Origin of the sequence: Macrococcus sp. 19Msa1099 (assembly GCA_019357535.2) — a bacterium.
Taxonomy (GTDB): Bacteria; Bacillota; Bacilli; order Staphylococcales; family Staphylococcaceae; genus Macrococcoides; species Macrococcoides psychrotolerans.
The window spans coordinates 94810-120719 of the sequence record CP079956.2; the positions used below are offsets into that span (position 1 = coordinate 94810).

Below are 25910 nucleotides of genomic sequence, written 5' to 3' on the forward strand. Positions count from 1 at the left end.
TTTCGTTTGTCAAAATAAGCTAGACAATTCCTCATCTTCGATGAAACTCATAAATACTTCCAATGGTGTTTTATAGCCCAGCGATTTTCTGGGACGATGATTAATATTTTGAGCAACACTAATGATATGATCATCAGTGACTGAATTAAAGTCTAATTCTTTATCTAATCCACTGCGTCTAAGTATCCCGTTAGAATGTTCATTCAATCCACGTTGCGACGGAGTGCCGGGGTCAGCAAAGAATATCGAGATATCGTGTCGTTTACAGATTGTTTTCCAGTTGGAGAACTCCTTACCACAATCGAAAGTAATCGATTTAAATATATGAGCAGGTAAAGCTGAAAACATAGAGTGAAGAGCATCTTCACTATCATCTGCCTTGCGACCTTGAGGTCGTACAGTGATAATCATCTTAGAGATTCTTTCTACTAAGGTTATGACAGCACTCCCATGATTACGGCCAATGATAGTGTCACCTTCAAGATGACCAAATTCTTGAAAGAAGAAAGGAAACTCTTCTATTCTTTCAGAAATGTGTCTTTTGAAAGACTGTCTACCTCTTTTTTCACAATGACCATTTGGCTTCCTTTTACCTTTCATAGGTAAAGATTGTACCGAAAAGACGTTTTCCTTAAACATTCTATAAAGAGTTTTTACAGAACAATCAATCGGGTGTTCACCTCTGCCAATAATGGTGTCAGGTGTCCAGCCATCGGCTACTTTTTCTCGAATATAAGCTGACTGATTTTCTGGAAGTACTATTCTATGTCTGCCACAATTTGATTTTCTTTGCTTATACTCTTGGTAATATTCCAGTGCAGTTATACCTGTCTTAAGTGCATTTATTACGTTATAAATTGTCTGTCTTGATCGTTTCAATCTCTTTGCGATTTCTTTTACCGAAAGATCTTGATGATAATATGATTCTATGAACGTGAGTTCATCCGTGTTAAGATGTTTATAGGCCATTCTGTACTAACTCCTTATGTTTTCTTTGGTCGGAAATACATATTGAGTTTAGCACAGAAGGCTTTTTTAGTTGTCTAGCTTAATTTTACAATCGACGAAATAAAAATTTCACATTTTAATTAACAAGTAAATAAATTACTATATAGATTAAATTATTTACTCGCTGAAAAACATTGATAATAACCCTATAAAGTTAGTATTTAAAAAACTTTATAGGGTTATTATCATAATGCATATTCTTAATTTCTGATCTTTATATGAGCGTGGAGATATCGATTATATATTACTATGTTTGACTACCAATCATTTCACTTATGTTAGAAATATTATTTTCATTCATATAATCTATCAATTTAAGATTAATTTTCTTTACTATAGATGGTCCATCATATATAAGAGCTGTGTATATTTGAATGATTGAAGCTCCAGCTTCAATCATTTTAACTACTTCATCGGCATTAGAGATACCTCCAGTTCCAATTATAGTTAAATTTCTACCTACTTTTCGATATATATGTTTGATCATTTTTAAATTTCTATCATACAAGGGTTTACCACTTAATCCACCATGTTCAACAGAATATTTAGAAAAAAGTCCATCTCTATTTTGAGTAGTATTAGCTACTATTATCCCTTCAAAATGCTCTGAAATAAGAGGTAAAATTTCATCCAATAACTCATAAGATATATCACTTGTTATTTTAATAAATATTGGTAATTCTATATTTTGAGTGGATTTTAATTCATTAATTTTTTTAATTAAACTTTCTAACATATCTAATTGATGAAAATCTTGTAATCCCTTTGTATTGGGCGAGCTAATATTAATAGTAAAATATGGAGTATCATTAGAAAAATATTCTATCACTTTTATAAAATCATTTATTCTATCATTAGTATTTTTATTTATACCTACATTTACTCCCACTGGAATTTCATAATTGAATTTTTTGTAATTTAATCTAGTTTTATACATACCACTATTATTAAATCCCATCCTATTAATGATAGCTTTATCTTCTTTTAATCTAAATAATCTTGGTTTCTGGTTTCCTTCTTGTGGAAGGGGTGTGACTCCCCCAATTTCTATATGACCGAACCCTAAACTCTGAAGAATATATGCAACTTCACATGATTTATCAAATCCAGCGGCAAGTCCAATAGGATTTTTAAAGTTTATACCGTGTATATTATTTTCTAATAGTGGAGAATTCACAAAAAATGTTTTTCTAAATATTTTTCTGAAAATAATGGATGATTGAATCAATTTTAATATATTTATTGTCTTATTATGTACATTTTCAGAGTCTATCAAAAATAATATTTTTTTTATAAATCTATACATACTTAATTGTTCCTAGCTAGATACTCTTCTAATCTTTTACACTCAGAAGTTCTATTTACATTTTTTAAACTGTCTATTACATCTCTAATGCTTGATATACTATAAATATTCAAATTATATTTTTGGCTAATAAAATGACTTGCTAAAATATTGGAATCAATTCCATTCTCCTGTCTGTCTAATGCCACTAAATAACCAACTAATTCTCCGTTAGCTTCTCTAATCATTTCAATTGTTTCCAATACTGTTTTACCAGAGGTCAAAACGTCATCTAATGCTAATACTTTTCTACTCTTTATTTCAGCACCTATAAATTTACCGTTATCTCCATAACTTTTTTCTTCTTTCCTATTAAATACATAGTCTATATTCATTTTATATTTTTTGTTTAAAACAAAAGTAGTGGCTAGAGCTATTGGAATCCCTTTATAAGCTGATCCAAATATAACATCAAATTCTATTTTATTTTCATAAATATAGTCAGCATAAAACTCACCTAAATCCCACAATCTCATACCATTATGAAACGAACCAAAATTGAAAAAATAAGGACTTTTTCTTCCAGATTTTAATGTAAAATCTCCAAATTTTATTATTTCATTGTTTACTATATATTCTGAAAAGCTATTCATCGGGACACTCCTTTAATTCTAATTTATCAATTAAATTAATTAAATCTTTTTCTGAGGATGAAATTCGTACATTTTTATCTTTAATCCAATTATCGTCATAAATCTGATTAAGGTAATTAATACCTGTATCAGGGACAATTGCGATTCCTCGATTTTTATCTGAACTTCTTAATACTTTAATAGCTGCTGCAATTGATAAACCTGATGATCCTCCTACAAGAACACCATATTCTTTAGCGAAATATCTACAAAGTGATATTGCTAACTCATCTGATACGATAGTATAATTGTCAATATAGTCAAAATTTATATTACTACTCTTCCATGCTAATCCTGCACCATTAACTAGATATGATTGTTTATTTTGCTCAAATATACAAGAACCTAGTACATCTGCACCTATAATCATCTTAAGAGGAGAAGATTCTTTTACTTTTTGGGCTATACCAGTTAAATGCCCACCAGTACTAACTGCAGAAGTTAAAAATTCAAATTCTTCTTGTAAGAACTCTAAAGAAGTATGTTCATAATGATATTTTTGGTTAAAATTATTTTCATATTGATTTAACCAAAAATAAGAATTAGCTTCGTCTTCTTTAATAATTGACTTTACTTTTTCAATTCTAGTTCTTTGATAGTTACCTGATTCATCTTTATCATTAACTAACACTACTTCAGCACCATATGCTTTATATAAATTAATAACAGATTGATCCAATTTGGGGTCGATTACTAATTTTGTTTTAATACCTTCTATAGCACCAAACATTGCTATCGATTTACCTAAATTACCTGAAGTAGACTCAATAATTATATCCTCATTTTTTAAAATCCCAGACTCTTTTGAGTATTTTAATAGTCCCCAAGCTGTCCTATCTTTAATACTAAAATTAGGATTAAAATATTCTAATTTTAGTATTAGCTCTTTTCCTTCAGGTATTATCCCTCCTTTTAAAACTAAAGTAGGGGTATTACCTATCAAATTAGACATATGATTATTCATTGTATCCTCCCATCACTACTATATTAAATGACCATCTGTTTCATTTAATACAATATTACCGTCATTTTTAATTAAGACTAAATCTTCAATATGAATTGCACCGATTCCATACTCATAATAGGGAGTTTCAATACATAAAACCATCCCATCTTCTATTAATTCAATATTATTTTCTGAAAGAACAGGTAATTCATAAGGTTCTAAACCTATACCATGACCAACATGATTCCTCTTATAATGAGGGATTCCATTATTCTTAACTTCATTCATCACTAAATCATATACTTCGTAGGCGTGCATCCCCGGTTTAATTCTTTCTATAGCAGATCTTTGAGCATTTCTTAAGATATTAAAGTAATCTTTATGTTTATAATAATTAGGGTTTTTAACAACAATTCTTGCTACATCTGCCCAATAACCTTCATATACAATATCGCAATCGAACCAAATAAAACTTTCATCAGTCAGTTTAGTATTATTAGGTTTTCTCTGCCCACCTACTGATTCTCTGCCGACCTTTATCATAGGAAGTACAGGTAATGCTCCTTGCTTGGAAACTTGGGTATTAAATTCTTGAACAATAGCCTTTTCATCAACCTGTTCTGAATAAATTAGATCCTTAATATGCATAATAGACTTTTCTAGTATGTTAGCTGACTTTCTTAGCAATTCTATCTCTTTATTTGTTTTAATACTTCTTACCTTTTTTATTAAGTAGGAACCTTTTAATACATTATAATTTGATAAATAATCACTTAATTTTGTATATTGAGAATTGTTTAATCCTTCTTCATCCAATACTATGTTTGATACAGATAATTTTTTTAATAATTCTATTAAAGCAAGATATGATGTATCATAATTGGTTTTAGGGTTTGAATATTGAAGTAATTTTAATTCGTCTTTCGTTAGAAGACAATGTTCTCTTCTTTCTCTATAAAACTTCCCATAGGTATGTACTATACCTATATTTGAATAAGCATCTAATACTTGATCTATTTCGCCTAATGAATGTATGATATGTATTTCATCCAAGTTATTTTTATGTATCACAGCGAAAACTTCACTATTATATGGTCTTAATTGTTTACAAACCGGAAAAAAGCCAGTTAAATATTTAAAGTTTTCTTTTGTTGTAGCAATAAATACATCAGCATTTTCTTCATTTAAAATTTTTTCTATTTCTGTTCTATTATACAATTCATGTCTCCTTAATTTTTTGGTTTATTAATTCAATTACAGCTGGTGCCATTTTAGTAAAATCATATAAACTAATATATTTTATTTCTGTTATTTCTTCATTTGCTGAGATATGATTTAATACAGCAGTTGTTTTAAAACAATTTAATTTAACTTGTTTATTAGTATCAGGGTATGCATTACCAACAATATCGTATAAGTATACTAAGTCATTCTCATGAATGTTGATATCCAGTTCTTCATTTAATTCTCTTATTAATGCTGATTTAACATCTTCCCCTTTTTCAATCTTCCCACCCGGAAGATAAAATTTCTCATTTTTTCTTACCCTTACTAATAATATTTTGTCATCTTTAATATCTACAAGACATGCACAGTTATAATCTATCAAGTAACCCACTCACTCTCTCTGTTAAATCATTTTTAGGATAAGTCAAATAGTGCATAGCTCCTATCCTCATTGGATCTCCCGCGTGATAATACTCATAAACTTTTTGTCTTTGACCAAACGCTTCTCCCGTTAAGTCCCATGCTAAATTTAGTAATTTTATTCGATAATTTGCATCACATAAATCGGAAGAAAGACTTTGCTCTAGTATTGATTTATTTTCATTTAATAAATCTGCTTCAGTTGGTACAGACAACATTGAACCTGCTGATAATTCTTGAATTAAATCTACTGCATTTTTATAAATAAAAGGTAAATTATATCTAATCGCTTGTATTGTTTTTATTTCAGGTGTAAGGATTCCTTCAGCAGTAAAATTTGCCTCTTCTTCACATCTAGAAATACCTGCTTTAATTAATTCAATAGAACTTGTTAGATATCCTAACTTTTCTTGAATATTAATAAAGTTACTTAGCCCTAGTTTTTCAGCTAATTCAATTGCTACACCAGTAATAAACTCAAGTTTCACAAGTCCTCTAGTAATATCTTGATGTCCTGTATGATGTCTTATCTTAGAGCTATCAAAGAAATGATTTGAGGTATCAATATTTTTATATACAAAAACTCTTTCCCATAGAACTTTTACATTTTCAAAAATTACATATGCATCCAGTTCTTCTAGAGAATTAGACAGTGGATAATCAAACTCATTGTATCCTTCTTTATTAATCATTTTTCTTGATATAATTTTAATACCTGGTGTATTTACTGGGATAGCAAATGCAACTGCAAATGATTCATCTCCTTCTTTAAGTCCAGGCATATTGAAAATCAACAATTCATCTGCTAATGGCGATAGAGTTACAATCATTTTTGATCCCTTCACTGTTATCCCCTGTTCGTCAGTTTCAATAATTTTTACAGCTGCGTAATCATGATTTAATTCACCTAAACTCTTGCTTCTATCCATCTGTACATTAATAGAGGCATGGGAGACAAACAAATCATTTTCACTTATGTATTCGTAATATTTTTTTGCATTTAAAGAAAAGTCTGTATACTTATTTTTACCTAAAAATGAAGAGTGCTCTGATAAGCTCATAATTCCTGGATTCAAGAAATCTGGAGTTCTACCTAACATTCCAAATGATTCTTTAGCAATGTCATAATAAACTTCTCTTTTTCTTCTTAAATCTTCTATCGTTTTTGGTTTTAAAAAAGTAACAGACTTTTTAATATTGTTTTCTTCATACGTATGATTAGAATTAGTTTCTTGTAATTCATAATACTTTTCAATATAACCGTATGTTTTATTAAGAATATCTATCGATAATACATTTTTTATTTGCTCACCATTTATATAAACTACTCGCCCATCATTTAATTTCATTTATAAAATCATCCCTTCATATAAATAAATAGTTTCTTCATATTTTCTTATATTATTCATTATTTTATCGATATATATATCATGAAAAGTATTCTCATTTAATATTTGCAAAGGTATACTTACACCAAGTATCCTTCCACATTTAAGATTGACTTTACTAATTCCTGCTGGTATTCTTCTGTTTTTATTTACTAAAAGCTTAATTAGTTCCTCATCAACTTCAGGATAAATTACTTTTACACTATCCTTACTATATTCGTTTTTATGTACTCTCTTAAAAGAATTACATTTATTTAAGCAATCTACAAATTGAATATAACTTTCCAGAGGTTCGGGAGTATTTTCATCATTCATAGTGTTAATTTGTAGTATATCTTTATCCTTCTCACTATCCAACTTACTAAATCGCTCATTTTTTAATAGTATTTGTATATGATTAGCATAATCATCCTTTGAAATAGTATGTTGCCACGTATCTATATAATATTCTTCACTATTTATAATTTGGCATAAAATATACTTATATTTAAGTGCTTTTAGGCATGTGTACCTGTGAGCTCCATCAAGCACCAAGTAATAATTATCAATTTTTGTTACGATAATTGGACTTTTTTGAACACCTTCTTCTTCAATTTTAGTTATTAATTTCTGAAATCTAATTTTTTCAGTGTATTCATGTAAAACTAGATTATTAATTTCTATAAATCTTAATTCCAATATATCTCCTCAATTCATATATTTGTTAGGTAACTCATGTTTGAAGTTTTTCATTTTATTTAATAGATTTTCAACGGAAGAATCTATTATTATTAGTTCTTTATTTTTTTCTGGAGCAAATCCTGAATTAACCGTATTATTAATTAGATCAATTATAGGATTAAAAAAACCATTGATATTCAACACGCCTATAGGTTTTTCATGTAAACCCATTTGACTCCATGATAAGACTTCAAATAGTTCTTCAAATGTACCAAATCCACCAGGTAGTATTAGAAACCCATTAGATAAATCCGCCATCATATTTATTCTTTCACTCATATCTCTTACTTTAATTAATTTATCAATTTGATTATGTGCAATCTCTCTATCTATTAAAAACTCTGGCATTATACCAGTAATATAGACTTTTGATTTAATAGCTTCGGTAGCGACTAATCCCATTAATCCAACTTTTCCACCACCATAAATAATCTCCATTCTTTCTTTTTTGATTATTTCTATCAAATCTAAAACAGCTTTTTGATATAAGTTGTTATTCCCACTATTAGATCCACAGAAGATACAAACTTTGTCCATTATAGTTCCCCCTACATATCAAATTAGTAATATAAGTATTATTAATAGGCTTAGGTTTTTACTATGATTTCTTAATATAGTGAAAAACACTATTATCAATTTTCATATTCATTTTTTCATACAACTTTTGTGCATTGATATTACCTATTGAAGTTTCTAATGTTACATATTTTGCATCTTTTGAAACTGCATATTTAAAAACTTCATTTATTAAACTTTCTCCTAAATTATTTCTTCTAAATTTTTCATCAACAAAAAGATCATTTAAAATATAAGATTTTTTCATAGAAACAGATGAAAATGTTGGATATATTTGAACAAAACCCGCTATTACCTCTCCATACTCAGCAATAAAAATAATAGATTCTTCATTTTCAATTCTATTTTTTATGAAATTCTTTGCACCCTTTAAATCACTCTCTTTTTCATAAAATATTCTATATTTATTAAATAAAATACTAACTGTTTCTAAATCATCAATATTTGCTTGTCTAATTTTCATAACCAAAATTTCCCTTACCACAAATGATTACCAATTATTGGTTCGCTAGATAATAAAATTGTATACATCAACAGAATAATTACATACTTTCTTCTTTTTAACATAATCAAAATCAAACTCCTTTTAATATAATATTTTGTATATTATAATTATTGCAAAAATTAATTGTGCAAATGTGCATAAAATTGTGAAATATGAGGTGTGAAATGCTATATGAGGTAATTGAGGCAAAAAGAAAAGAACAAAATATTACTAGAAGTAAGCTTTGTAAAAATGTGTGCAGTCCATCTACGCTATACAGATTTGAAAAAGGGGAATTAAATGTTTCTTTAGATATTTTTACAAAATGGTGTGAAAAACTTAAAATTGAAAATATAAATTTAATTTCTACAAAAATGTATTTAAATGAACTAAATCAGTTTGACATAGCAAAAGAAGCTATTTATTATAATGATTTCGAGAGCTTAGAATATTTAATAAATTCATCTCCTACTAAAAAGAACAGTTACTTTTTTACCACAAAACTACATCCTTGGATGTGTGCTGTATATTATTTTAATATAGGGGAAATTGATAAATCAAAAACAATATTAAAAAACATATGTCCTCATACTAAAATAAATTCATTTTTTGATTTTAATGTTCTAAATTCATTAGCATTGGTATATATATTAAATAAAGAGTGGTATAAAGCAAAAGAAATTTTAAATAAGTGTATTAATAACTCTTATTTCAAAGAAATTTCAGATATAAATATTGAAATGAAAGTTAAATATAATTTAGCATATTGTCATTTTTACTTAGATAACATTTACGACTGTATAGATATTTTAGAAAATTTAGTATATTTAAACAAAAAAAATACCCATATTTTTATGATGGGCAAAATATATTATTTTTTATATTTATGTTATAAAAAATTAAATAATGATAAAATATTTAGAGAATATTTAAAATTAGCATACTTCGCGTTTTATATTGAAGATCCTCAATCAATATATATTTCTAAAAATATTATCCCAACTTTAAAAGAAGAAGGTATTACTATTCATATTTAATATCTTTCATATCATAGATTAACAGTAATATAAGTAAAATAATAATCATAAATTTTTTCTATAAAAGGTTCCGTTCATTCTGTATATTTGCTATAATAGAAACAAATTACACTTATGTAGACATTAAATTAAAGAGTACTAATTATCAGTAAGATAATTTGGTATGTCAACAGTATACTGGACAATTTTTATGTGGTACTTAACTTATAACTGACTGGCGTTTGATAGTTCAGTGAACCATGAATTCTATGATGGTTAAACCAATTGATATAATCAGATAGTTGTAAATTAAGTTCATCTAATGTTCTGAAGCAATTCGGATATATAAATTCTGTTTTGACAGCTTTAAACGTTGATTCTGCTATCGCATAATCATAAGGACATCCTTTTATACTTAAAGATCGCTGTATACCAAACGTCGTTAAAGCATCTTCGATGCACGCATTATCAAATTCTTTTCCTCTATCTGTATGAAACATAGATACACGATGTAAATTGCCTTTAATGCTAGATAATGCCCTTAGTACAAGGTCTGCATTTTTATGTCTACCGGTACTTACGCCAATAATCTCTCGATTAAACAGATCAACAAATAAGCATATATAATGCCATTTATTCGCTACTTTTACATAAGTTAAATCACTTACAATAACTTCCATCGCATGTTTTCTATTGAATTTTCGATTAAGTCTATTATCTATCAATTGTTCATTGTAATTTTGCTTTTTATGTTTATATCGGGCTTTGTTATATAATGAAATGAGCCCATTAACCTTCATAATCTTAATGATTTTTCTTCTTGAAACAACTAAACCTTTGGTTTTTAACACTTCTCTAATCTTCCTAGACCCATAACATTTTCTACTCTTATTAAATATACTGATAATGCTTTCTGTCAGTATATGTTCTTGTGCTTCTTTTTCTGCTTTTCTCACGACATTTACTTCATAGTAATAAGTACTACGGCATATTTTAAGAGCTTTACACATGGCTGATACCGAATATTGATGGCTATTCTGCCTAATAACTTTTATTTTCGTCCCATTATCAGCGCTGCTTGCTTTAAAATATCTGTTTCCATCCTTAACTGCTTATTTTCTTTACGTAACCTTTTTAATTCTTTTTCATCTTCACTGAGATTATCTTGATGCTTAAATGAGCCAGTTTTATCATAGTCTTTAATCCATTTGTCTAGTGCTGATGGTGTTAAAGTATACTCTTGAATAATATCTTTACGAGATTTTCCATTTTTGAACAATTGAACCATTTGAAGTTTGAATTCAGGACTTAAAGTCCTTCTCTTTTTTTCCATAAAAAGAATCGCCTACTTTCTTAATTTAAGACTAACCTTCCTTATAAAAGTTGTCTAGTTAAGTGTAGCCGATCCATAAAAAACACGATTTACATGGTCCCGTAAATCGCGTTTTTATGGTTCTGTAAAGCCGTCGTATGCAGTTATTTTTGTAAGATATAATTTTTTTAAATTATATTACTCAGGATCAGTAAATATATTGTTATCAATGGTGTATGGGGGCTTAAAATCGCTTGAGCCATACTTCAGACTTAAAATCTGAGAAGTATCAACATTAGAGGTGATAGTATTCTTTTTGACTGAGATTATGTCATTAGAAAGCTGTATTGTAGCATCCTGAACTTTTTGTACCATAGACTCTTTATATTCCTCTAACATCTTAATAAGCTCTTCTCTGTCTTCAGATGAAAGGTTGTCACTTAATCTACCATCACCTAATCTAGTAAATACCTCATTTAGATATTCTATAGAGTCTTTAAAATAAACTTCTAAATCTGAGAAGCTTTTCTTACTTTTAAAGAGTGGTGTCTCATTTTGTGATGTCTTTTCTTTGACAGGCTCATCAGTTAAGTTATCCTGAATCGCTTCTGTTTTAGAATGTTCCTTTTGTTCGTAAAAATCTTTTAAAGCATCATCTACACCCTGAATAATATTTTGTGTCATTTATTCTTCATCCCTTTCTAAAACTATAAATTCTATGGTATTATTATAGCATAATTATTAATAAATTATAAGGTAGTGATGGCTTTTGAGAGAAGAAAAAAGTAAAACGTTGATAAAACCTATAAAAATATTAGCGTGTCTTTCTATTCTGAATGTAACTTTGCCGATGGTTGATACTCAAAATGTAGTTAAGATGAATAATACAGCTAAAGCAGGAAACCTTATCTTTGAAGCACAGCATGGATGCTTCGATGGTAATAGTTCTGTAGATAAAGGTGACGAAAAGAAAGCAGGAGTAAAAAAGGGTGATGCTTCAGCTAATATACCTAATGCTGAAGTCATTAAAGATATCTATGATTATCTTCATGGAGAATATGGATTTTCAACTGAATTTATTGCGGGCATAGTAGCGAACTGGATAAAGGAAGCACAACTAGATCCGACATCAAACGAACCCATGCGATCTGGGGAGAAGTCGGCAAAAGAAGCTACTTCAGGAGAGTTAGGGATCGGTTGGGGGCAGTGGAGCTTTGAGAGGCATCATGCACTTGTAGACCATGCGAAATCTATGGATAAAGATTGGTGGGATCCTAAAGCACAGCTGGATTATATGGTAAAAGCAGATGGCATGTATGTTGACATACTAAAGGATCTTGCATTGAATTCAGGTGATGATCCGATAGAAGAAGCTGTAAACTTTCATAATCAATGGGAACGTTCTGCTGATAGTAAGCAAACTGTTATAGCAGATAGAGGTCAAGTAGCAAAGGATGTACTTGCCTATATGAAAGAGAACGGAATGGATGGGGCAAAAGAACCTGATAAGATAGAAAAAATAAAACAGGGCAAAAGTGGTAAAGTCTCAGCTAATTCGGCGACAAGTGATACAGGGGAAAAAGTAGTAGAAAAACTCTGTGCAGGAATGGATGATGCAATAAAGTCTACAGGTAAAATAGGTATTAGTACTAAAGTTAATGGAGAGAACGGACAAGCAATCTCTCAGAATTACGAGTACAAGGACTTGCCAGAAAAATATAAGAAGTACATTAAGTTACCTCGATTTGATGAAAAATACCTTAAGAAGTCAGGTAATAACTTCCCGCAATACGGAAATACAGGGCAATGTACCGAGTTGACATGGGCTTATATGTACCAATTATGGGGCAAAGAGCCGCCTCAGAATGGTAATGGTAATGTGATATGGAAAGCCTATAAAGAAAAAGGGGCGAAGATAACAGATAAACCGACAGTAGGATATGGATTTTCATCTAATAAACCACAAGCAAATGCAGGAACAGAAGAGTTTGGGCATACGGGTGTAGTCGTTGGAGTAATGCCAGATGGAAAATGGATTATGGCTAATTACAATGTACCTCCAAAAGCAGCACCTTCTCGTACTTTATACTATACAGTGGTAAATGGAACAGATGGTAATATTAAATTCTTCAGCGGGTTAAAAAAATAAGAATGCAGAAAGGAGAAAGAACATGAAAGATGCTATAAGATACATATTAATAATGCTGCTAGGTATCGGTCTCTTAGTTACTTTGTTCTTCAACTATACATCTTCTAAACAGATAGAAAACGATGAGAAAAGAATTAGTGAAATTAAGGTTCCAAAAGCAAAAAGTTTTAACAAATCAATGACTCCTAATGAAGTAGAAGAGCTAGAGAAAGTGGTAAAAGGAAAGATTGATGATTTTCTCTTAGGACAGTATCAAGATGATACAAGTGGAAATGGTTCAGCTTATGACGTATTAAGAGGGGTGTTCGTCTCAAACTCAAATCCAGTGATCATTAATGAAAAGACTAGTGAAAAAGAACATATTAAGTACTATGAACCCTTTGAATATAAAATCAGTAACTTTTCAGGACAATATAATGAGCAAGGCAAAGAAGTGATGATGAATATATCTGTAAAACATGATGGAGAAGTGAGTAATGAATTATATACACTTATCTCTTTTCAATTAGACAATGATAATAAAATGATTGGAGGTGGATTGTATGGCGAAGAAAGATAGTTTTATAGAAGAAAGACGACGAAAATTAGACTTATTAATTCTTTTCTTGATAACATCGCTTATTATTTCATCGGTTATTCTATATAATAAGATGAATGAAGCAGAAGATTTGAGCAAGGACTTAACAGCAAAGCAAGAGAAAAGAGAAAAAATTATAAGTGAAAATAAAAAGATAACTGAAAAACAGATAGAAAACGATAACCTGGTAGGCAATCATGACGTCTCAGTAACATCAGAAGATTTCAATCATTTATATTTTGACTGGAACAGTTGGGAAATGTACTCTAAAAATATGAAAGAGATACGTGAAAAGTATCCTAACCTAGAAAGAAGTAAGTATGTAGACATATCAGGTATGGATGTTGGAACAGGAAGAAGTCCTGAAAGTGTGCATAAGGTACAGATTTATAACACATCAAAGCAAGGAGAAATTGCAGAAATAATAAATCAGAACCGACGTTATGATGACAGGGTGACGGAGCGACTTATATTTAAAGTATCTGAATATGATAAAGGAAGATATGATATCAAAGAATTCAAAGTCTATAACAGAGCTTTATAGGGGATGTTTATATGGAATTATACAAGATAACAGAGTTTGCGGAGCTGATAGGAAAAACTCCGCAGACTCTTAGAATTTGGGATAAAAAAGGAAAGCTCAAACCAAACTACAGAGACGAAAATGGCTGGCGTCTTTACACGGAAGAACAGCTCAAAGAGTATCTGAGAAGTACCAGCACAATCCCTAAAAAAAGAAATATTGTATACATAAAAGATCACATCAGGTATGAGGAAGAAAAACAGCTTATCTTAATTGATAGATACTGTAGGAAAGAGAAAGTAAAGGTAGATGAAGTGATATATGAAAAAGGTAAGTTCTATGAAACCAGTCTATTCAAGGCAATAGTAGATGAGATAATAAGAGGTGAAGTAGAGTATCTCATTATCATAGACCGAGATGTTTTCTATCCTAGCATATTCACTATATTCTTCCAGTTGATAGAAAATACTGATACTAAGTTGATGATTATATCAGAATTAATATAATAAAAGTATATAAAATGATATTAATACTATATTATATGCTAGTAATATATATATAGTATGTGATACTATTTATATAGCCTATTAATTTAGGCATAGTGTTGATTTTGTCTTACTGTTCTTTCCTTTTCAGTGAGACAAATTAATGTTATCTGCACTTCCTTATCTTGGAATTGCTGTGTGTGGGGCATATAGTTCATACTATATGCCTTTTAATTATGTAAAACGTAACATTATTTTTCCTAGATTTTATATTTTCATGATATAATTAATATAAAATAATTAACTAAATATAATTAATTCAGAGCAGATAGGAAGTGATTAAATGGATGAGACAAAGAAGATACTAAAAAAGGTTAATCAGCTATTAGATGATGAGTCGATTTCTTCGTACAGGATTAATAAGGAAACACAGATAGCTATCGCAACGTTACATCGTTTAAGAACGGGTAAATCTAAGGTAGAATATATGCAATTCAGGTCTGTAATGGCACTTTATCAATTTTACATAGACTATGAAAAAAAGTTAAAAAAGCAGAAAAAAGAAGAAAATAAATAGTACTCATATACCTGATTTCATGTTTAATTTAAGAAAGGGTGAACCTTAATGAAGTTTAATACTACACAGAAAGATTTACTTAAAAGGGGATTTACAAGCGCTTTAAGAAGAAAAAATGAACTTTTAGAAGAATATAAGAGAAAGCATCCTGAACTATATAATGAAATTATTCATGATTATCTTGTGTGGGATGGTTTCCCTAAAGATGTTAAAGCAGAAAAAGTGGATTATACAGTAGATATATCAGGTGATCCTGAAGCCCTAGTGCAGATATTAGAAATTAGAGAGATTATCCAGGACGAAGAACAGTTTAAAGCAAATATAGAAAACGATAAATTCTATATTGATAATATAATAGACGTACCTATGTATATTGATATGCAAGTGACGATTAAAACAACTGTAGAAGAATATATGGATAAGTTTCCTGATGGCGAATATATATCTTATAGACTGAATAATTACTACGAGGAAGAAGAGTTTGTGAAATTCCTAGAGGAGAAAGAGGATGTAAAAGAATGGATTAAACGAGAAGCGAAGCAAGAAGGTTTCCCTGATGATGTAGATCTAGAGAAATTGAAATACACTTTACATCCAAACGTTTCCGGAAATCAGATGCATAGAGTTGCAGAACACATACATCAAAGAGAAGTAATTACAGAAGAAAATCCACTTTATAAGTTTATACCAAATGAACTCTATTCTTACATCTATAATCATGCACTATTTGATTTGAGATTAGAATTAAATCAGACACCTGAAGAATATTCAGAATAGCATAATTTAATTATGCTATTTTTTATATTTAATTTACAAATAAGAACGAAATATATATATAATTCAAATTAAAGGTGGTGTATTTCTTGAAAGAGTTCTTAAACAAAATAATCATAACATTTCTGATTATATTAACATTTGTATTTATTATACTTTTTAATGGAATGAGTCCAGGTAAAATGTTGGATAAATTTAATCTTGATAGTAATTTCATAGATGACATTAAGTATCTCTTCGTAGAAAAAGATCAGTTATTAGATGTCGATGAGAAGAGTTTGGTTAATGAACCTTACATACCATCAAAGTATCCTGAAAACTATAAGTTTATCGGTGATGGTAAGACTATAATAAATCAAAAGGATATGAAATTATTGAGGAGTGAAGGAAGTAAAGAAGGTTGGGTGAAATATAGTAACCTTGATAATAAAGGTAGATCTAGAGAGGTTTTCTCGCTGATTGATTATGAAGCAGTATATAAAAACTCTTCAGCAGTGAAAGAAAGACCATCATTTGATAGTAATTTAAAGATAGCAGGCGAGTTTTCAGATGGTACTTTTAATATCTTTACTAGAAGTTGGGATGGGGAACAAAGAAATAATCGTATAGAACAATTATCGAATTATAGAGGTTATATCTATAATAAGAGTCATCTATTAGCGTGGTCTTTAGGCGGAGACATGAAGGCGCATAATGTGATATTAGGAACTAGAGCGCAAAATGTAGGAACAAACAGAGGTCAAGGTAGCGGTGGCATGGGATATATAGAAAGCATTGTAAGAAACAGTTTATATAATAATAAGTCACTGAAAGTATATTATCATGTGAAGCCAGTATATAAAGAAGACGAGTTGATACCGAGAGGTGTGAGAGTAAGAGCATATTCGCTAAATGATGAAGGAAGAACTTTGAATATAGATATATGGACATTCAACGCACAGCCAGATGTAACTATTGATTATGTCAATGGTACATACAAGAAGCAAATATAAAGAGGAAAGGAAGTTGCAGAAATGAAAAGTAAATATCCGTTTGCAGGCATATCTAAAAATATATACTTTGCTTTAAAGACTACAACAGTAATAACCGTCATTCTATTAGTATTAGGGTTAATATTATCAATTTTATCTAAATGGATCATTAAAGCGGCAGAATTCTTATTTGAGCCTAACTATGCGCATAACTGGTTTATAGAAACAAATGCTAAAAATGATGGTGCAATGTCGAAATTACCATTTGTTGAAAAGATTTTTGCTGATACATCAAATTGGAGTGAGAATATTGCTAGTGCTATATCGCTAGAGAGTGGGACGTTGATATCTAGTATTCTGAAAACTGCATTGATAGTATTTACGATACTTTTAGTGCTATATATTATCACAATAGTTTTAAGGCATCATAAGGGAGAAATTGAGCCATTTCTAAATGATAGAGAGTCGTTTAAGTTAAAAAGGCAGATTATCAGCTCACTAGGAGCAGGGATTAGAGATATCTATGATGAAAGTGATAGAAAATTAAAGAAAAAGGAACATGGCGCAAGGTTTGCTATAAGAAGAATGCAGGTCGAAATTCACACAACGCTTGATAAAGGACAGCAGAGACCAACTAAGAAATACTCTGTAACAATCAGAAAACCTAGAAAGACAGAAATAAATAGAATGGTGCTGACGAAGATTAGAGATCTACATGATATATTAACGGATCTCACGGACGGAGTAAGTTTTGATCAGATGAAAACGACTGCAAATAGAAGATACTATGTATATGAAGGTGCGGAAGAAAAAGAACTGAAAGAAGCTAGAAGCGTAATCAAAAGACGTGAAAGGTACAAAAATAGAAATAGTAATGGTGCAATGATTAGTGAAAGTCAGACAGTAAAGACTACTTTCCCCTTAGAGCTTATTAATGACGTAAGCGAAAAAGTAGAGATAGAAAAACGACGTGCAAAGGAATTTACAGAAGGTATTCAGGAACAGGTGACAGATCAACTTTCTACAATTGGATTGCAGGCAAACATAACAGAGACGTTTATATCAAGTAAGACAGCAGTATTCAGCTATTCGTATAGATATAACCCTAATCAACCGCACGATAGTAAAATTGCTAAAGCCATTAGTGATAGGTTGAAGATAAGAGGAGTTGTAGCAAGTTCTGATGCTGGTAAAGTTGATGTAGAAGTACCATTTCCAAGCGATGATAATAAGCCTGACTACATTGCAATTCCTATTGATTATAGAGCCATGCTTCATTCGATGCTAGAAAATGTTAAACCGAATGATGACATGAGTACAATGTATGGTGTTGTTAAAGATGGTTCACCTGTAATAAGAAAAGTTAGTGATGCACCACATATGCTTGTAGTTGGTGCAACTGGTTCAGGTAAATCTGTAGCACTAAATACGATTTTAATTGGTTTATTATCACATAATACACCTGATGATGTTCAGCTGATGATTATAGATCCGAAGAAAGTAGAATTTAAGATGTTTAAAGACTCTCCATACATGATTACAAACCCGATAACCGATGTAGAAGATGCAGAAGCAGCCTTAGAATATGCGGTGATGGAGATGGAAGAGCGATACAAAAAATTAGAAGATAACAATGTAAGAAAAATTTCTGATTACAATAAGTTGGCATTAAAAGATGAAAAAATGGAAAAAATGAAATACTGGTTTATTGTAATAGATGAATTCTCAGACTTTAAAGATACATTGGAAGATTTTAAGAATGTAGAGAAAATGATAAAACGATTAGGTCAAAAAGCGAGAGCTTGTGGTATACATCTTATTCTTGCTACACAAACACCTCGTGCTGAGGTAATTACGGGAATAATCAAAGCAAACTTACCGTTAAAAATTGCGTTTCAGACAAGTACGAGACTTGAAAGTACTATTGCTTTAGATGACACTTCTCATGTTATGACTGCTGATGAATTGTTAGGAAAAGGGGACGGTCTGATGAAAAGTGGCTCAAATGTAACCCGCTTTCAGGGCGCTTTTATTTCAGATGAAGAAATTGATAATATCACCACATACTGGAGAGAAAATTATGCCAAGCCTGTCTTCGTAGACTATAAGGCAATAGTTGCTAGAGCGCATGGAGAAGAGATATCAGATGATACATTTGAACAGTATAGTGCAATGATGAATCTACAACAGACAAGATTGGATAATAATGTATCTGAAAGATCATATCCAATTAAAAAGACAGCATTAGAGAAAGCGCAGGAAAGACAGGAGAAAAAGGAGCGTACATATAAAGTGGATATGTCTAAATACTTTAAAGACGTACCTCTGATTAAAACCGAAAAATCAGATGCTGCAAATACACAACCTCAACCTGAAGATAAACAGAAAGATAAAAATAAAAGCGTAGAGAAGCATAGGTACTCTGACAAAGAAAAATCTACAAGTGATATTCTAGGACTGTAGGCATGAATATATTTGAACGTGTCGGAAGATGGTTAACACCCTATAAATACGCTTTTGATAAAGAAGAATATCATCAGGTAGAGAAGAGTAGTAGAAGAGCGAAACTAAGCAATAATAAAAAGCAGGAAAAAGACATGCCTGTAATGAAGCAGGAAGAACTCAGTGACTTTCTAGAACGTGGTGAAATCGGAGTAAGTATAGTGAATATAAAAGAAATCATGGATGAAAAAAGTGCGTTAGAAAGGCTTCTACACAGCGCATCACACAATGGTTACTTTATCCATACTGAAGAACATCATCAGTTAGCAATCCGCTTTAGAAAAGTTTCAGCATGGAATTATTATGAACGCTCTAATAAGCGTAGAGTTAAATTGAAGCCACTAATTGAGTACAAGGAGAAAGGGCTGAGTGATAAAACGCATTTAATTCCTGTCGGGTTTCATGGATCAGAAAATGATGAAAGACTACTGATAGATTTTGATAGTACATTAAACAGAAAGCATCTGAAGAAGTTTGAAGATTATATTGCAAAAATTAACGAAAAATCTGATGTATTATGGTTTATAAATATTGTTCGGCAGCAGGATGACACAATGATCTGGAATGCTTCTGTGTGGGATGAACATGGAGATGTAATAAAAAGAGAAAGTTTTCATGATAAGAATAAGGTAAGGTGGCGATAATACAATATCGCCACCTACTATGTAGATAGGGTGTTATATATGACTAGAACAACAAAAAAGACATCGAAAAGAACATATGATAGAGATCGTTTAATGAAAATGCTGACCGAAAATAACAAGCTATTATTAAAAAGCTATACTTCAGGAGAAAGAACGATGACTGATATATTAGAACAATGTAATGTATCAAGCAACACTTTCTATGAAGTTGTCAAATCTATCTACCCTGAAGCAGTGTATGAGAACAGGAAAAATAAAAAGAAAAATAATTTGAATAGAATTATTGAGGAACTAAAAAATGATAATTTCAAGTTATTTAATACTTATATTTCAGGTGCTATATCAACGAATGAAGTAATTGGAAAATTAAAATGTAACAGATATATATTTTTCGAGGCAATAGAGCGTATTCATCCAGGAGCAGTAAAAGAAAACATGGAAAAGAGAAAAAGATTATCTCCTAGTCAAAAAAATAGAATGATATCTAAATTGCAGGAAAATGATATGGACTTGCTAAAGAGATATATCGACAACAAAATAACGGTGAAAGAAATTGAAGAAATAACTAAGCTCCCTACTAATGCATTCTATTTAGCTATAAATGAAATATATCCTACTGCAAAGGAAGAGAGATCTGAAAAAAAGAAGAAAAAGGTAGAACGGATAGAAAGTAAGCCTAAAAAAAATAAATTGGAGAAAGTAATAAACTATTTAGAAGCTGATAATAGTAAGAAATTAAAAGAATATATAGCAGGTGGTATTTCAGTACAAGATATCGTAATTGATGCAGGAGTTTCACCCTATTACTTTCGTAAAGCAATAGAACTTATTCATCCAAGCGCAATAGAAGAAAATAAACAAAACAAGGCTTCAAAAAAACCAGTAAAGAAGAAGCGAGTAAGCCATATTGAAAAGACAATAGAATACTTGAAAGCAAATGATAATGAGGTGCTGAAAAAGTATATAGCAGGGGATATTACAATGCAATATATACTAAAAGATATTAAGGTGGCACGATATTCATTTGTTGAAGCGATTAATAAGGTGCATCCTGGAGCTATAGAGGAAAACGCTAAAAATAAAGATACTGTTACTAAGGTGTTAGCTGATTATCTTAAAGAAGATGAAGACAACTTATTAAATAAATATATAAGCGGCGAGATGGATCCTAAAGAAATAATGACATTATTAGATATTGATGTACCACCTAATACATTCTATCAAGCATTAAAAAAGGTAGATCCATATGCCAGTAAAAAGAGAAAAGAAAACAAGATATATGACATAGACAGAATGTTAGAATATTTGAGGAAAGATGATTATAGGAAGGCTAATCAATATATTTCAAAAGAAGTAAATGTACAAGATATTGAGGCCGATACTGGTATGAGTACTCAAACATTCTATAGAGCGATGAATATAATTAAAGGTCGTGAGAAAAGTTATATTGAAAATAAACAGAGTGATATAGAACTGATGAAAAAGTATTTAACCAGAGAAAACAAAGATAAGTTGAACAAGTATATATCAGGCAGTATAACAATTAATAGTATACTAGATAAGACAGGGTGTAACAGGCCAACATTTTATAACGCTTTAGAAGCTGTACACCCTACAGCTAGAATAGAAAGAAAGAAGCTACTTGAAGAAAATAGAAGTAAAGAAGTTTTAAAGTTTCAGAATGCTATAGAGCAAGGTATAGCCTATGAATATATCGACTACAATAAAGAGAATATTTTCGGAAAACATTCTAAGTATAATAAAAAGAGTAATGAAAGAATTTTAAAAGTTCGCATTCAGAATATATTGTTAGATTATATAGGAGCAACACCTTTCACGTTCTTCTCAGCAGACCAACTTATAAAGATTGTGAGAAGAATTCTAATGTTAAAGGAGATAGAGGCGGGAACAACTAGATACGCTGTAGCAAAAAAATATAAAGTGCAATCTTCAAACGTCTATCAGATGTACGAAGAGTATAAGCAAAATAAAAAATATGTAATAAATGTATCTGAAGAGCAGCTTGATATTATTATGAGAAATATAAAGATTTATCAAGAAAGAGACGATAAGAAATTAAGAGATACGTATAAAATCTACGATGATACTTTAGAAATTATATTTATGATGATGGAAGATATTATCGATAAAATATTTCAATGAAAAGACGGGTTTATTACATAAAAAATCAATCTTCACACAAATAGAATATTTGTTAGTATTTATCAAGTGTGAACTTTTTTCAAGACTAAAAAGAAAGAATATACAGTTGATAAAGACACAGCTAACCATGGTGGTAGAAAATGGAAATTAAAGAAAAATGGAAAGCGTGTAGCCTCATTAGACGGTAACGGAAAAGTACTAAGTAAATAAAGGAGACTATCAAATGAAAGATTTATTATTTAAAGACATAACAATTAAATATCATGAATCATTGCAACTAGTAAAAGATAATGAACGAATTGTATTTTTATCTAAAAATTTAGATGAAATTAATTGTATTGTTGACTTCAAAATAGAAAACAATACTGTTAAAAGCATTAATATAAAACCACGCTTCAATATTGATATTACCATTGAGAATGGAGTATACATTTTTAACGTCAATTTTGTGGAAGATTAATTTATTAGTTTGTTACATACAATTTTAACTATTTTAGACATGCATCATCCTCTTTTGAAGTTGGATGATGCATGTCTATATTTATTGTGTTGTATATTGTTTGAGTCATTTTTTAATCAACACATCTATTTCGCTCATGTTGTCAATTTACTATTTTATCAAGTGATTTTCTCTCATGAAATCTTCATATAATAAATGATCTTCTCTGCCATACTTAGTATAGAAAGTTATCCAGGTTTCATCTATTCCATTTTTTTCATGTATTTATATACCTTTTTCATTATTTGATTTCTCACCTTGATATATTTTGACTTTGTTCTGATTGAATCTAAAAAGAATCCATCATATGTTTCAATTTCTACTACAGGATAACCTTCTTCCGTGTAATCTTCTGAATGTATATATACGCTTTTGTGTATACTATTTTCACTTTTCATATTTAATTTTTTCATATAAGCTTAGACTTGCCATTTTAATTCTTCCCATTTTTCAAACACAATCTTTTGTGTTCCGTAAGATTGCGTATTTAATTTTTACAAATAGAAGTCAGCATCAGAAATAAAGCAATACAAGGGCGACTTGTCGGCGTAGCTTTACCCTTGTATTGCTTTATTAGTTGGACACCAGCTCGATCTTCAGCTGGTAGTGAAACTTTTGATGCTACGATATGCAGTTAAAAATTATGCAATCTTATGACACATGGATTATTTTTTAATAAAAATCCTGGTGAAGTGGGTTTCTTCACCAGGATCCTTTGATTTTATAAATTTAAAAATTCGGTTTATGAACCGAATTTTTAGATATTCGTCTTACTAACCGAATTTATATAATCTCTATTATTTTATTAATTTCTAAATCTTTAAACTCTTGCTGTACGACTAGAAAGACATTTACCCTCATATTATATTCATCTAATTTATTTATAACTGTCTGAAGTAAATGAATTTTTTCATCTTCATAGTAATATATAAAACATGCTGATGGCTTATTACTGTAATGATTTAGTTTATTGTTGATATCGTCTATTTGTTCCTGAGATAAATCAGGCATAAATTCTTTAGTTTGTTGTTCAATTTGTTTTCTTATGTCTTCGAATTGTTGTGGCATCGTTGCAAATGGGGCCCATTTTATCATTTTTCGACCTTCTGGAATGTTCCTGGATAAATATTCTCCTGGTATCTCTTTATAATTTGTCACTGTCTCTAACTCAACCGGGACTTTTGGATGCAGTGGATTTAGATTATGGGCTTTCAAGTGATTCACCTGCTTTATATACGATACAGTATGATATATCTGAACTATCAAATCCATCTGATTCAAATAAAGTTCCTACAGGAACCATCGTAGCTTCAGCTAAAACTTGTTCATCTGATATATCAAAATTGCATAGCATATTTACGATATGTTCCTTTTTAGTCTGAAGATCCTCTAGTCCAAATTTACGTTCATGATATAAATCTTTTAGAATCTCAAATGTTATTTTATCAATTATTACACATTCATATTTTTCCATAATGTCTTTATGGCTAATCATCATAAACCACCTCTTTCGCCTAATTATAGAACATACGTTCGCTATTTTCAAGCATTTTCAATGCTGAGAAAGCGATTTTAACGCCTCGAAATTGATTTTTGTGGACCGTAGTAAGTTAAATTCCTTAAAATCTACTTTAGAATTATAACTTAAATAATCTTTCTATTTATATTATTTCGTTTGTCAAAATAAGCTAGACAATTTCTCATCTTCGATGAAACTCATAAATACTTCCAATGGTGTTTTATAGCCCAGCGATTTTCTGGGACGATGATTAATATTTTGAGCAACACTAATGATATGATCATCAGTGACTGAATTAAAGTCTAATTCTTTATCTAATCCACTGCGTCTAAGTATCCCGTTAGAATGTTCATTCAATCCACGTTGCGACGGAGTGCCGGGGTCAGCAAAGAATATCGAGATATCGTGTCGGTTACAGATTGTTTTCCAGTTGGAGAACTCCTTACCACAATCGAAAGTAATCGATTTAAATATATGAGCAGGTAAAGCTGAAAACATAGAGTGAAGCGCATCTTCAATATCATCTGCCTTGCGACCTTGAGGTCGTATAGTGATAATCATCTTAGAGATCCTTTCTACTAAGGTTATGACAGCACTCCCATGATTACGGCCAATGATAGTGTCACCTTCAAGATGACCAAATTCTTGAAAGAAGAAAGGAAACTCTTCTATTCTTTCAGAAATGTGTCTTTTGAAAGCCTGTCTACCTCTTTTTTCACAATGACCATTTGGCTTCCTTTTACCTTTCATAGGTAAAGATTGTACTGCAAAGACGTTTTCCTTAAACATTCTATAAAGAGTTTTTACAGAACAATCAATCGGGTGTTCACCTCTGCCAATAATGGTGTCAGGTGTCCAGCCATCGGCTACTTTTTCTCGAATATAAGCTGACTGATTTTCTGGAAGTACTATTCTATGTCTGCCACAATTTGATTTTCTTTGCTTATACTCCTGGTAATATTCCAGTGCAGTTATACCTGTCTTAAGTGCATTTATTACGCTATAAATTGTCTGTCTTGATCGTTTCAATCTCTTTGCGATTTCTTTTACCGAAAGATCTTGATGATAATATGATTCTATGAACGTGAGTTCATCCGTGTTAAGATGTTTATAGGCCATTCTGTACTAACTCCTTATGTTTTCTTTGGTCGGAAATACATATTGAGTTTAGCACGGAAGGCTTTTTTAGTTGTCTAGCTTATTTTGACAAACGAAACATTTTATTTAGTCTACAGAAATTGTACATAAACTCCTTAATTAAAAACATGCTGACCCATCAGCTACAGTATTAGCAGATGCAACAGCACAAGAAATCATCAATAAGAAAACTGAAATACCAAACACTGGTGGAATCGGTACAGTTATCTTCACAATGATAGGTAAATGAAAAACATGTTATTACTCTTAGGAAGAAGAGTCCTAGTCACTATGCAAGTATGATGTACCTTCTCTA

General features: G+C 30.5%; 28 protein-coding genes. 12 read left to right on the top strand and 16 right to left on the bottom strand.

What is annotated here, in order from left to right; genetic code table 11:
- Positions 1–9 precede the first annotated feature (9 nt).
- From KYI10_11790 to KYI10_11835, 10 genes are all read right to left on the bottom strand, one after another.
- Positions 10–969 carry an IS30 family transposase gene (locus tag KYI10_11790; protein QYA34073.1) on the bottom strand — a complete coding sequence of 320 codons (960 nt, stop codon included), beginning with the start codon at positions 967–969 and terminating at the stop codon, positions 10–12.
- Between the two features lie 286 nt (positions 970–1255).
- Positions 1256–2314 (bottom strand): quinone-dependent dihydroorotate dehydrogenase, encoded by a 1059-nt coding sequence (locus KYI10_11795; GenBank protein ID QYA34074.1) that lies wholly within the window; start codon positions 2312–2314, stop codon positions 1256–1258.
- Positions 2315–2316: 2 nt separating this feature from the next.
- Positions 2317–2946 carry an orotate phosphoribosyltransferase gene (gene pyrE / locus KYI10_11800; protein ID QYA34075.1) on the bottom strand — a complete coding sequence of 210 codons (630 nt, stop codon included), beginning with the start codon at positions 2944–2946 and terminating at the stop codon, positions 2317–2319.
- On the bottom strand, positions 2939–3949 hold the full coding sequence (locus tag KYI10_11805) for a cysteine synthase family protein (protein QYA34076.1): 1011 nt from the start codon (positions 3947–3949) through the stop codon (positions 2939–2941). Before KYI10_11805 ends, pyrE begins: the two co-directional genes overlap by 8 nt.
- 18 nt (positions 3950–3967) lie before the next feature.
- Entirely contained in the window at positions 3968–5149 is a 1182-nt protein-coding gene (locus KYI10_11810; GenBank protein QYA34077.1) for a Xaa-Pro peptidase family protein, read from the bottom strand.
- 1 nt (position 5150) lies between these two features.
- Positions 5151–5549 carry an NUDIX domain-containing protein gene (locus KYI10_11815; GenBank protein QYA34078.1) on the bottom strand — a complete coding sequence of 133 codons (399 nt, stop codon included), beginning with the start codon at positions 5547–5549 and terminating at the stop codon, positions 5151–5153.
- On the bottom strand, positions 5527–6927 hold the full coding sequence (locus KYI10_11820; GenBank protein ID QYA34079.1) for a 4-hydroxyphenylacetate 3-hydroxylase N-terminal domain-containing protein: 1401 nt from the start codon (positions 6925–6927) through the stop codon (positions 5527–5529). Before KYI10_11820 ends, KYI10_11815 begins: the two co-directional genes overlap by 23 nt.
- Positions 6928–7644, bottom strand: coding sequence for a ParB N-terminal domain-containing protein (locus KYI10_11825; GenBank protein ID QYA34080.1), 717 nt, complete (start codon positions 7642–7644; stop codon positions 6928–6930).
- Positions 7645–7653: 9 nt separating this feature from the next.
- Positions 7654–8223: a TIGR00730 family Rossman fold protein gene (locus KYI10_11830; GenBank protein ID QYA34081.1), complete on the bottom strand. Its 570-nt coding sequence runs from the start codon at positions 8221–8223 to the stop codon at positions 7654–7656.
- A gap of 61 nt (positions 8224–8284) precedes the next feature.
- The gene (locus KYI10_11835; protein QYA34082.1) at positions 8285–8725 is read right to left on the bottom strand and encodes a GNAT family N-acetyltransferase; all 441 of its coding nucleotides are present in this window, start codon (positions 8723–8725) and stop codon (positions 8285–8287) included.
- 206 nt (positions 8726–8931) lie between these two features.
- Between KYI10_11835 and KYI10_11840 the strand changes: the two genes are divergently transcribed.
- Positions 8932–9783, top strand: a complete 852-nt coding sequence (locus KYI10_11840; protein QYA34083.1) for a helix-turn-helix transcriptional regulator — start codon at positions 8932–8934, stop codon at positions 9781–9783.
- Positions 9784–9971: 188 nt separating this feature from the next.
- On the opposite strand, the gene KYI10_11845 is transcribed toward KYI10_11840, so the two are convergent.
- A protein-coding gene (locus KYI10_11845) for an IS3 family transposase (GenBank protein QYA34084.1) occupies positions 9972–11095 on the bottom strand; the annotation gives its coding sequence in 2 pieces (ribosomal slippage) (positions 9972–10849 and positions 10849–11095; 1125 coding nt in all).
- A gap of 177 nt (positions 11096–11272) precedes the next feature.
- On the bottom strand, positions 11273–11758 hold the full coding sequence (locus tag KYI10_11850) for a hypothetical protein (protein ID QYA34085.1): 486 nt from the start codon (positions 11756–11758) through the stop codon (positions 11273–11275).
- An 85-nt stretch (positions 11759–11843) separates the two neighbouring features.
- On the opposite strand from KYI10_11850, the gene KYI10_11855 reads away from it, so the two are divergent.
- The 11 genes from KYI10_11855 (at position 11844) to KYI10_11905 (ending at position 22899) form a co-directional block, all read left to right on the top strand.
- On the top strand, positions 11844–13223 hold the full coding sequence (locus KYI10_11855) for a phage tail tip lysozyme (GenBank protein QYA34086.2): 1380 nt from the start codon (positions 11844–11846) through the stop codon (positions 13221–13223).
- A 22-nt stretch (positions 13224–13245) separates the two neighbouring features.
- Entirely contained in the window at positions 13246–13782 is a 537-nt protein-coding gene (locus KYI10_11860; GenBank protein QYA34087.1) for a hypothetical protein, read from the top strand.
- Positions 13766–14344: a hypothetical protein gene (locus KYI10_11865; GenBank protein QYA34088.1), complete on the top strand. Its 579-nt coding sequence runs from the start codon at positions 13766–13768 to the stop codon at positions 14342–14344. The genes KYI10_11860 and KYI10_11865 overlap by 17 nt, the downstream gene beginning before the upstream one ends.
- Positions 14345–14355: 11 nt before the next feature.
- Positions 14356–14829, top strand: coding sequence for a MerR family transcriptional regulator (locus tag KYI10_11870; GenBank protein QYA34089.1), 474 nt, complete (start codon positions 14356–14358; stop codon positions 14827–14829).
- Between the two features lie 322 nt (positions 14830–15151).
- The gene (locus KYI10_11875) at positions 15152–15385 is read left to right on the top strand and encodes a hypothetical protein (GenBank protein QYA34090.1); all 234 of its coding nucleotides are present in this window, start codon (positions 15152–15154) and stop codon (positions 15383–15385) included.
- Between the two features lie 48 nt (positions 15386–15433).
- The gene (locus KYI10_11880) at positions 15434–16162 is read left to right on the top strand and encodes a hypothetical protein (protein QYA34091.1); all 729 of its coding nucleotides are present in this window, start codon (positions 15434–15436) and stop codon (positions 16160–16162) included.
- 164 nt (positions 16163–16326) lie between these two features.
- On the top strand, positions 16327–17151 hold the full coding sequence (locus tag KYI10_11885; protein ID QYA34092.2) for a DNA/RNA non-specific endonuclease: 825 nt from the start codon (positions 16327–16329) through the stop codon (positions 17149–17151).
- Between the two features lie 21 nt (positions 17152–17172).
- Complete coding sequence (locus KYI10_11890; GenBank protein ID QYA34093.1) at positions 17173–19593, top strand: FtsK/SpoIIIE domain-containing protein; 2421 nt, start codon at positions 17173–17175, stop codon at positions 19591–19593.
- Positions 19594–19595: 2 nt separating this feature from the next.
- Entirely contained in the window at positions 19596–20276 is a 681-nt protein-coding gene (locus tag KYI10_11895) for a hypothetical protein (protein ID QYA34094.1), read from the top strand.
- 39 nt (positions 20277–20315) lie between these two features.
- Positions 20316–22439 (top strand): hypothetical protein, encoded by a 2124-nt coding sequence (locus KYI10_11900; protein ID QYA34095.1) that lies wholly within the window; start codon positions 20316–20318, stop codon positions 22437–22439.
- Positions 22440–22662: 223 nt separating this feature from the next.
- Complete coding sequence (locus KYI10_11905; GenBank protein ID QYA34096.1) at positions 22663–22899, top strand: hypothetical protein; 237 nt, start codon at positions 22663–22665, stop codon at positions 22897–22899.
- A 242-nt stretch (positions 22900–23141) separates the two neighbouring features.
- On the opposite strand, the gene KYI10_11910 is transcribed toward KYI10_11905, so the two are convergent.
- The 4 genes from KYI10_11910 to KYI10_11925 all read right to left on the bottom strand — a co-directional run bounded on the left by KYI10_11910 (position 23142) and on the right by KYI10_11925 (position 25576).
- Positions 23142–23351, bottom strand: a complete 210-nt coding sequence (locus KYI10_11910) for a hypothetical protein (protein ID QYA34097.1) — start codon at positions 23349–23351, stop codon at positions 23142–23144.
- Between the two features lie 370 nt (positions 23352–23721).
- Positions 23722–24162 carry a YolD-like family protein gene (locus KYI10_11915; protein ID QYA34098.2) on the bottom strand — a complete coding sequence of 147 codons (441 nt, stop codon included), beginning with the start codon at positions 24160–24162 and terminating at the stop codon, positions 23722–23724.
- Positions 24140–24436, bottom strand: a complete 297-nt coding sequence (locus KYI10_11920; GenBank protein QYA34117.2) for a hypothetical protein — start codon at positions 24434–24436, stop codon at positions 24140–24142. The genes KYI10_11915 and KYI10_11920 overlap by 23 nt, the downstream gene beginning before the upstream one ends.
- A gap of 180 nt (positions 24437–24616) precedes the next feature.
- Entirely contained in the window at positions 24617–25576 is a 960-nt protein-coding gene (locus tag KYI10_11925; protein ID QYA34099.1) for an IS30 family transposase, read from the bottom strand.
- Between the last annotated feature and the right edge of the window lie 334 nt (positions 25577–25910).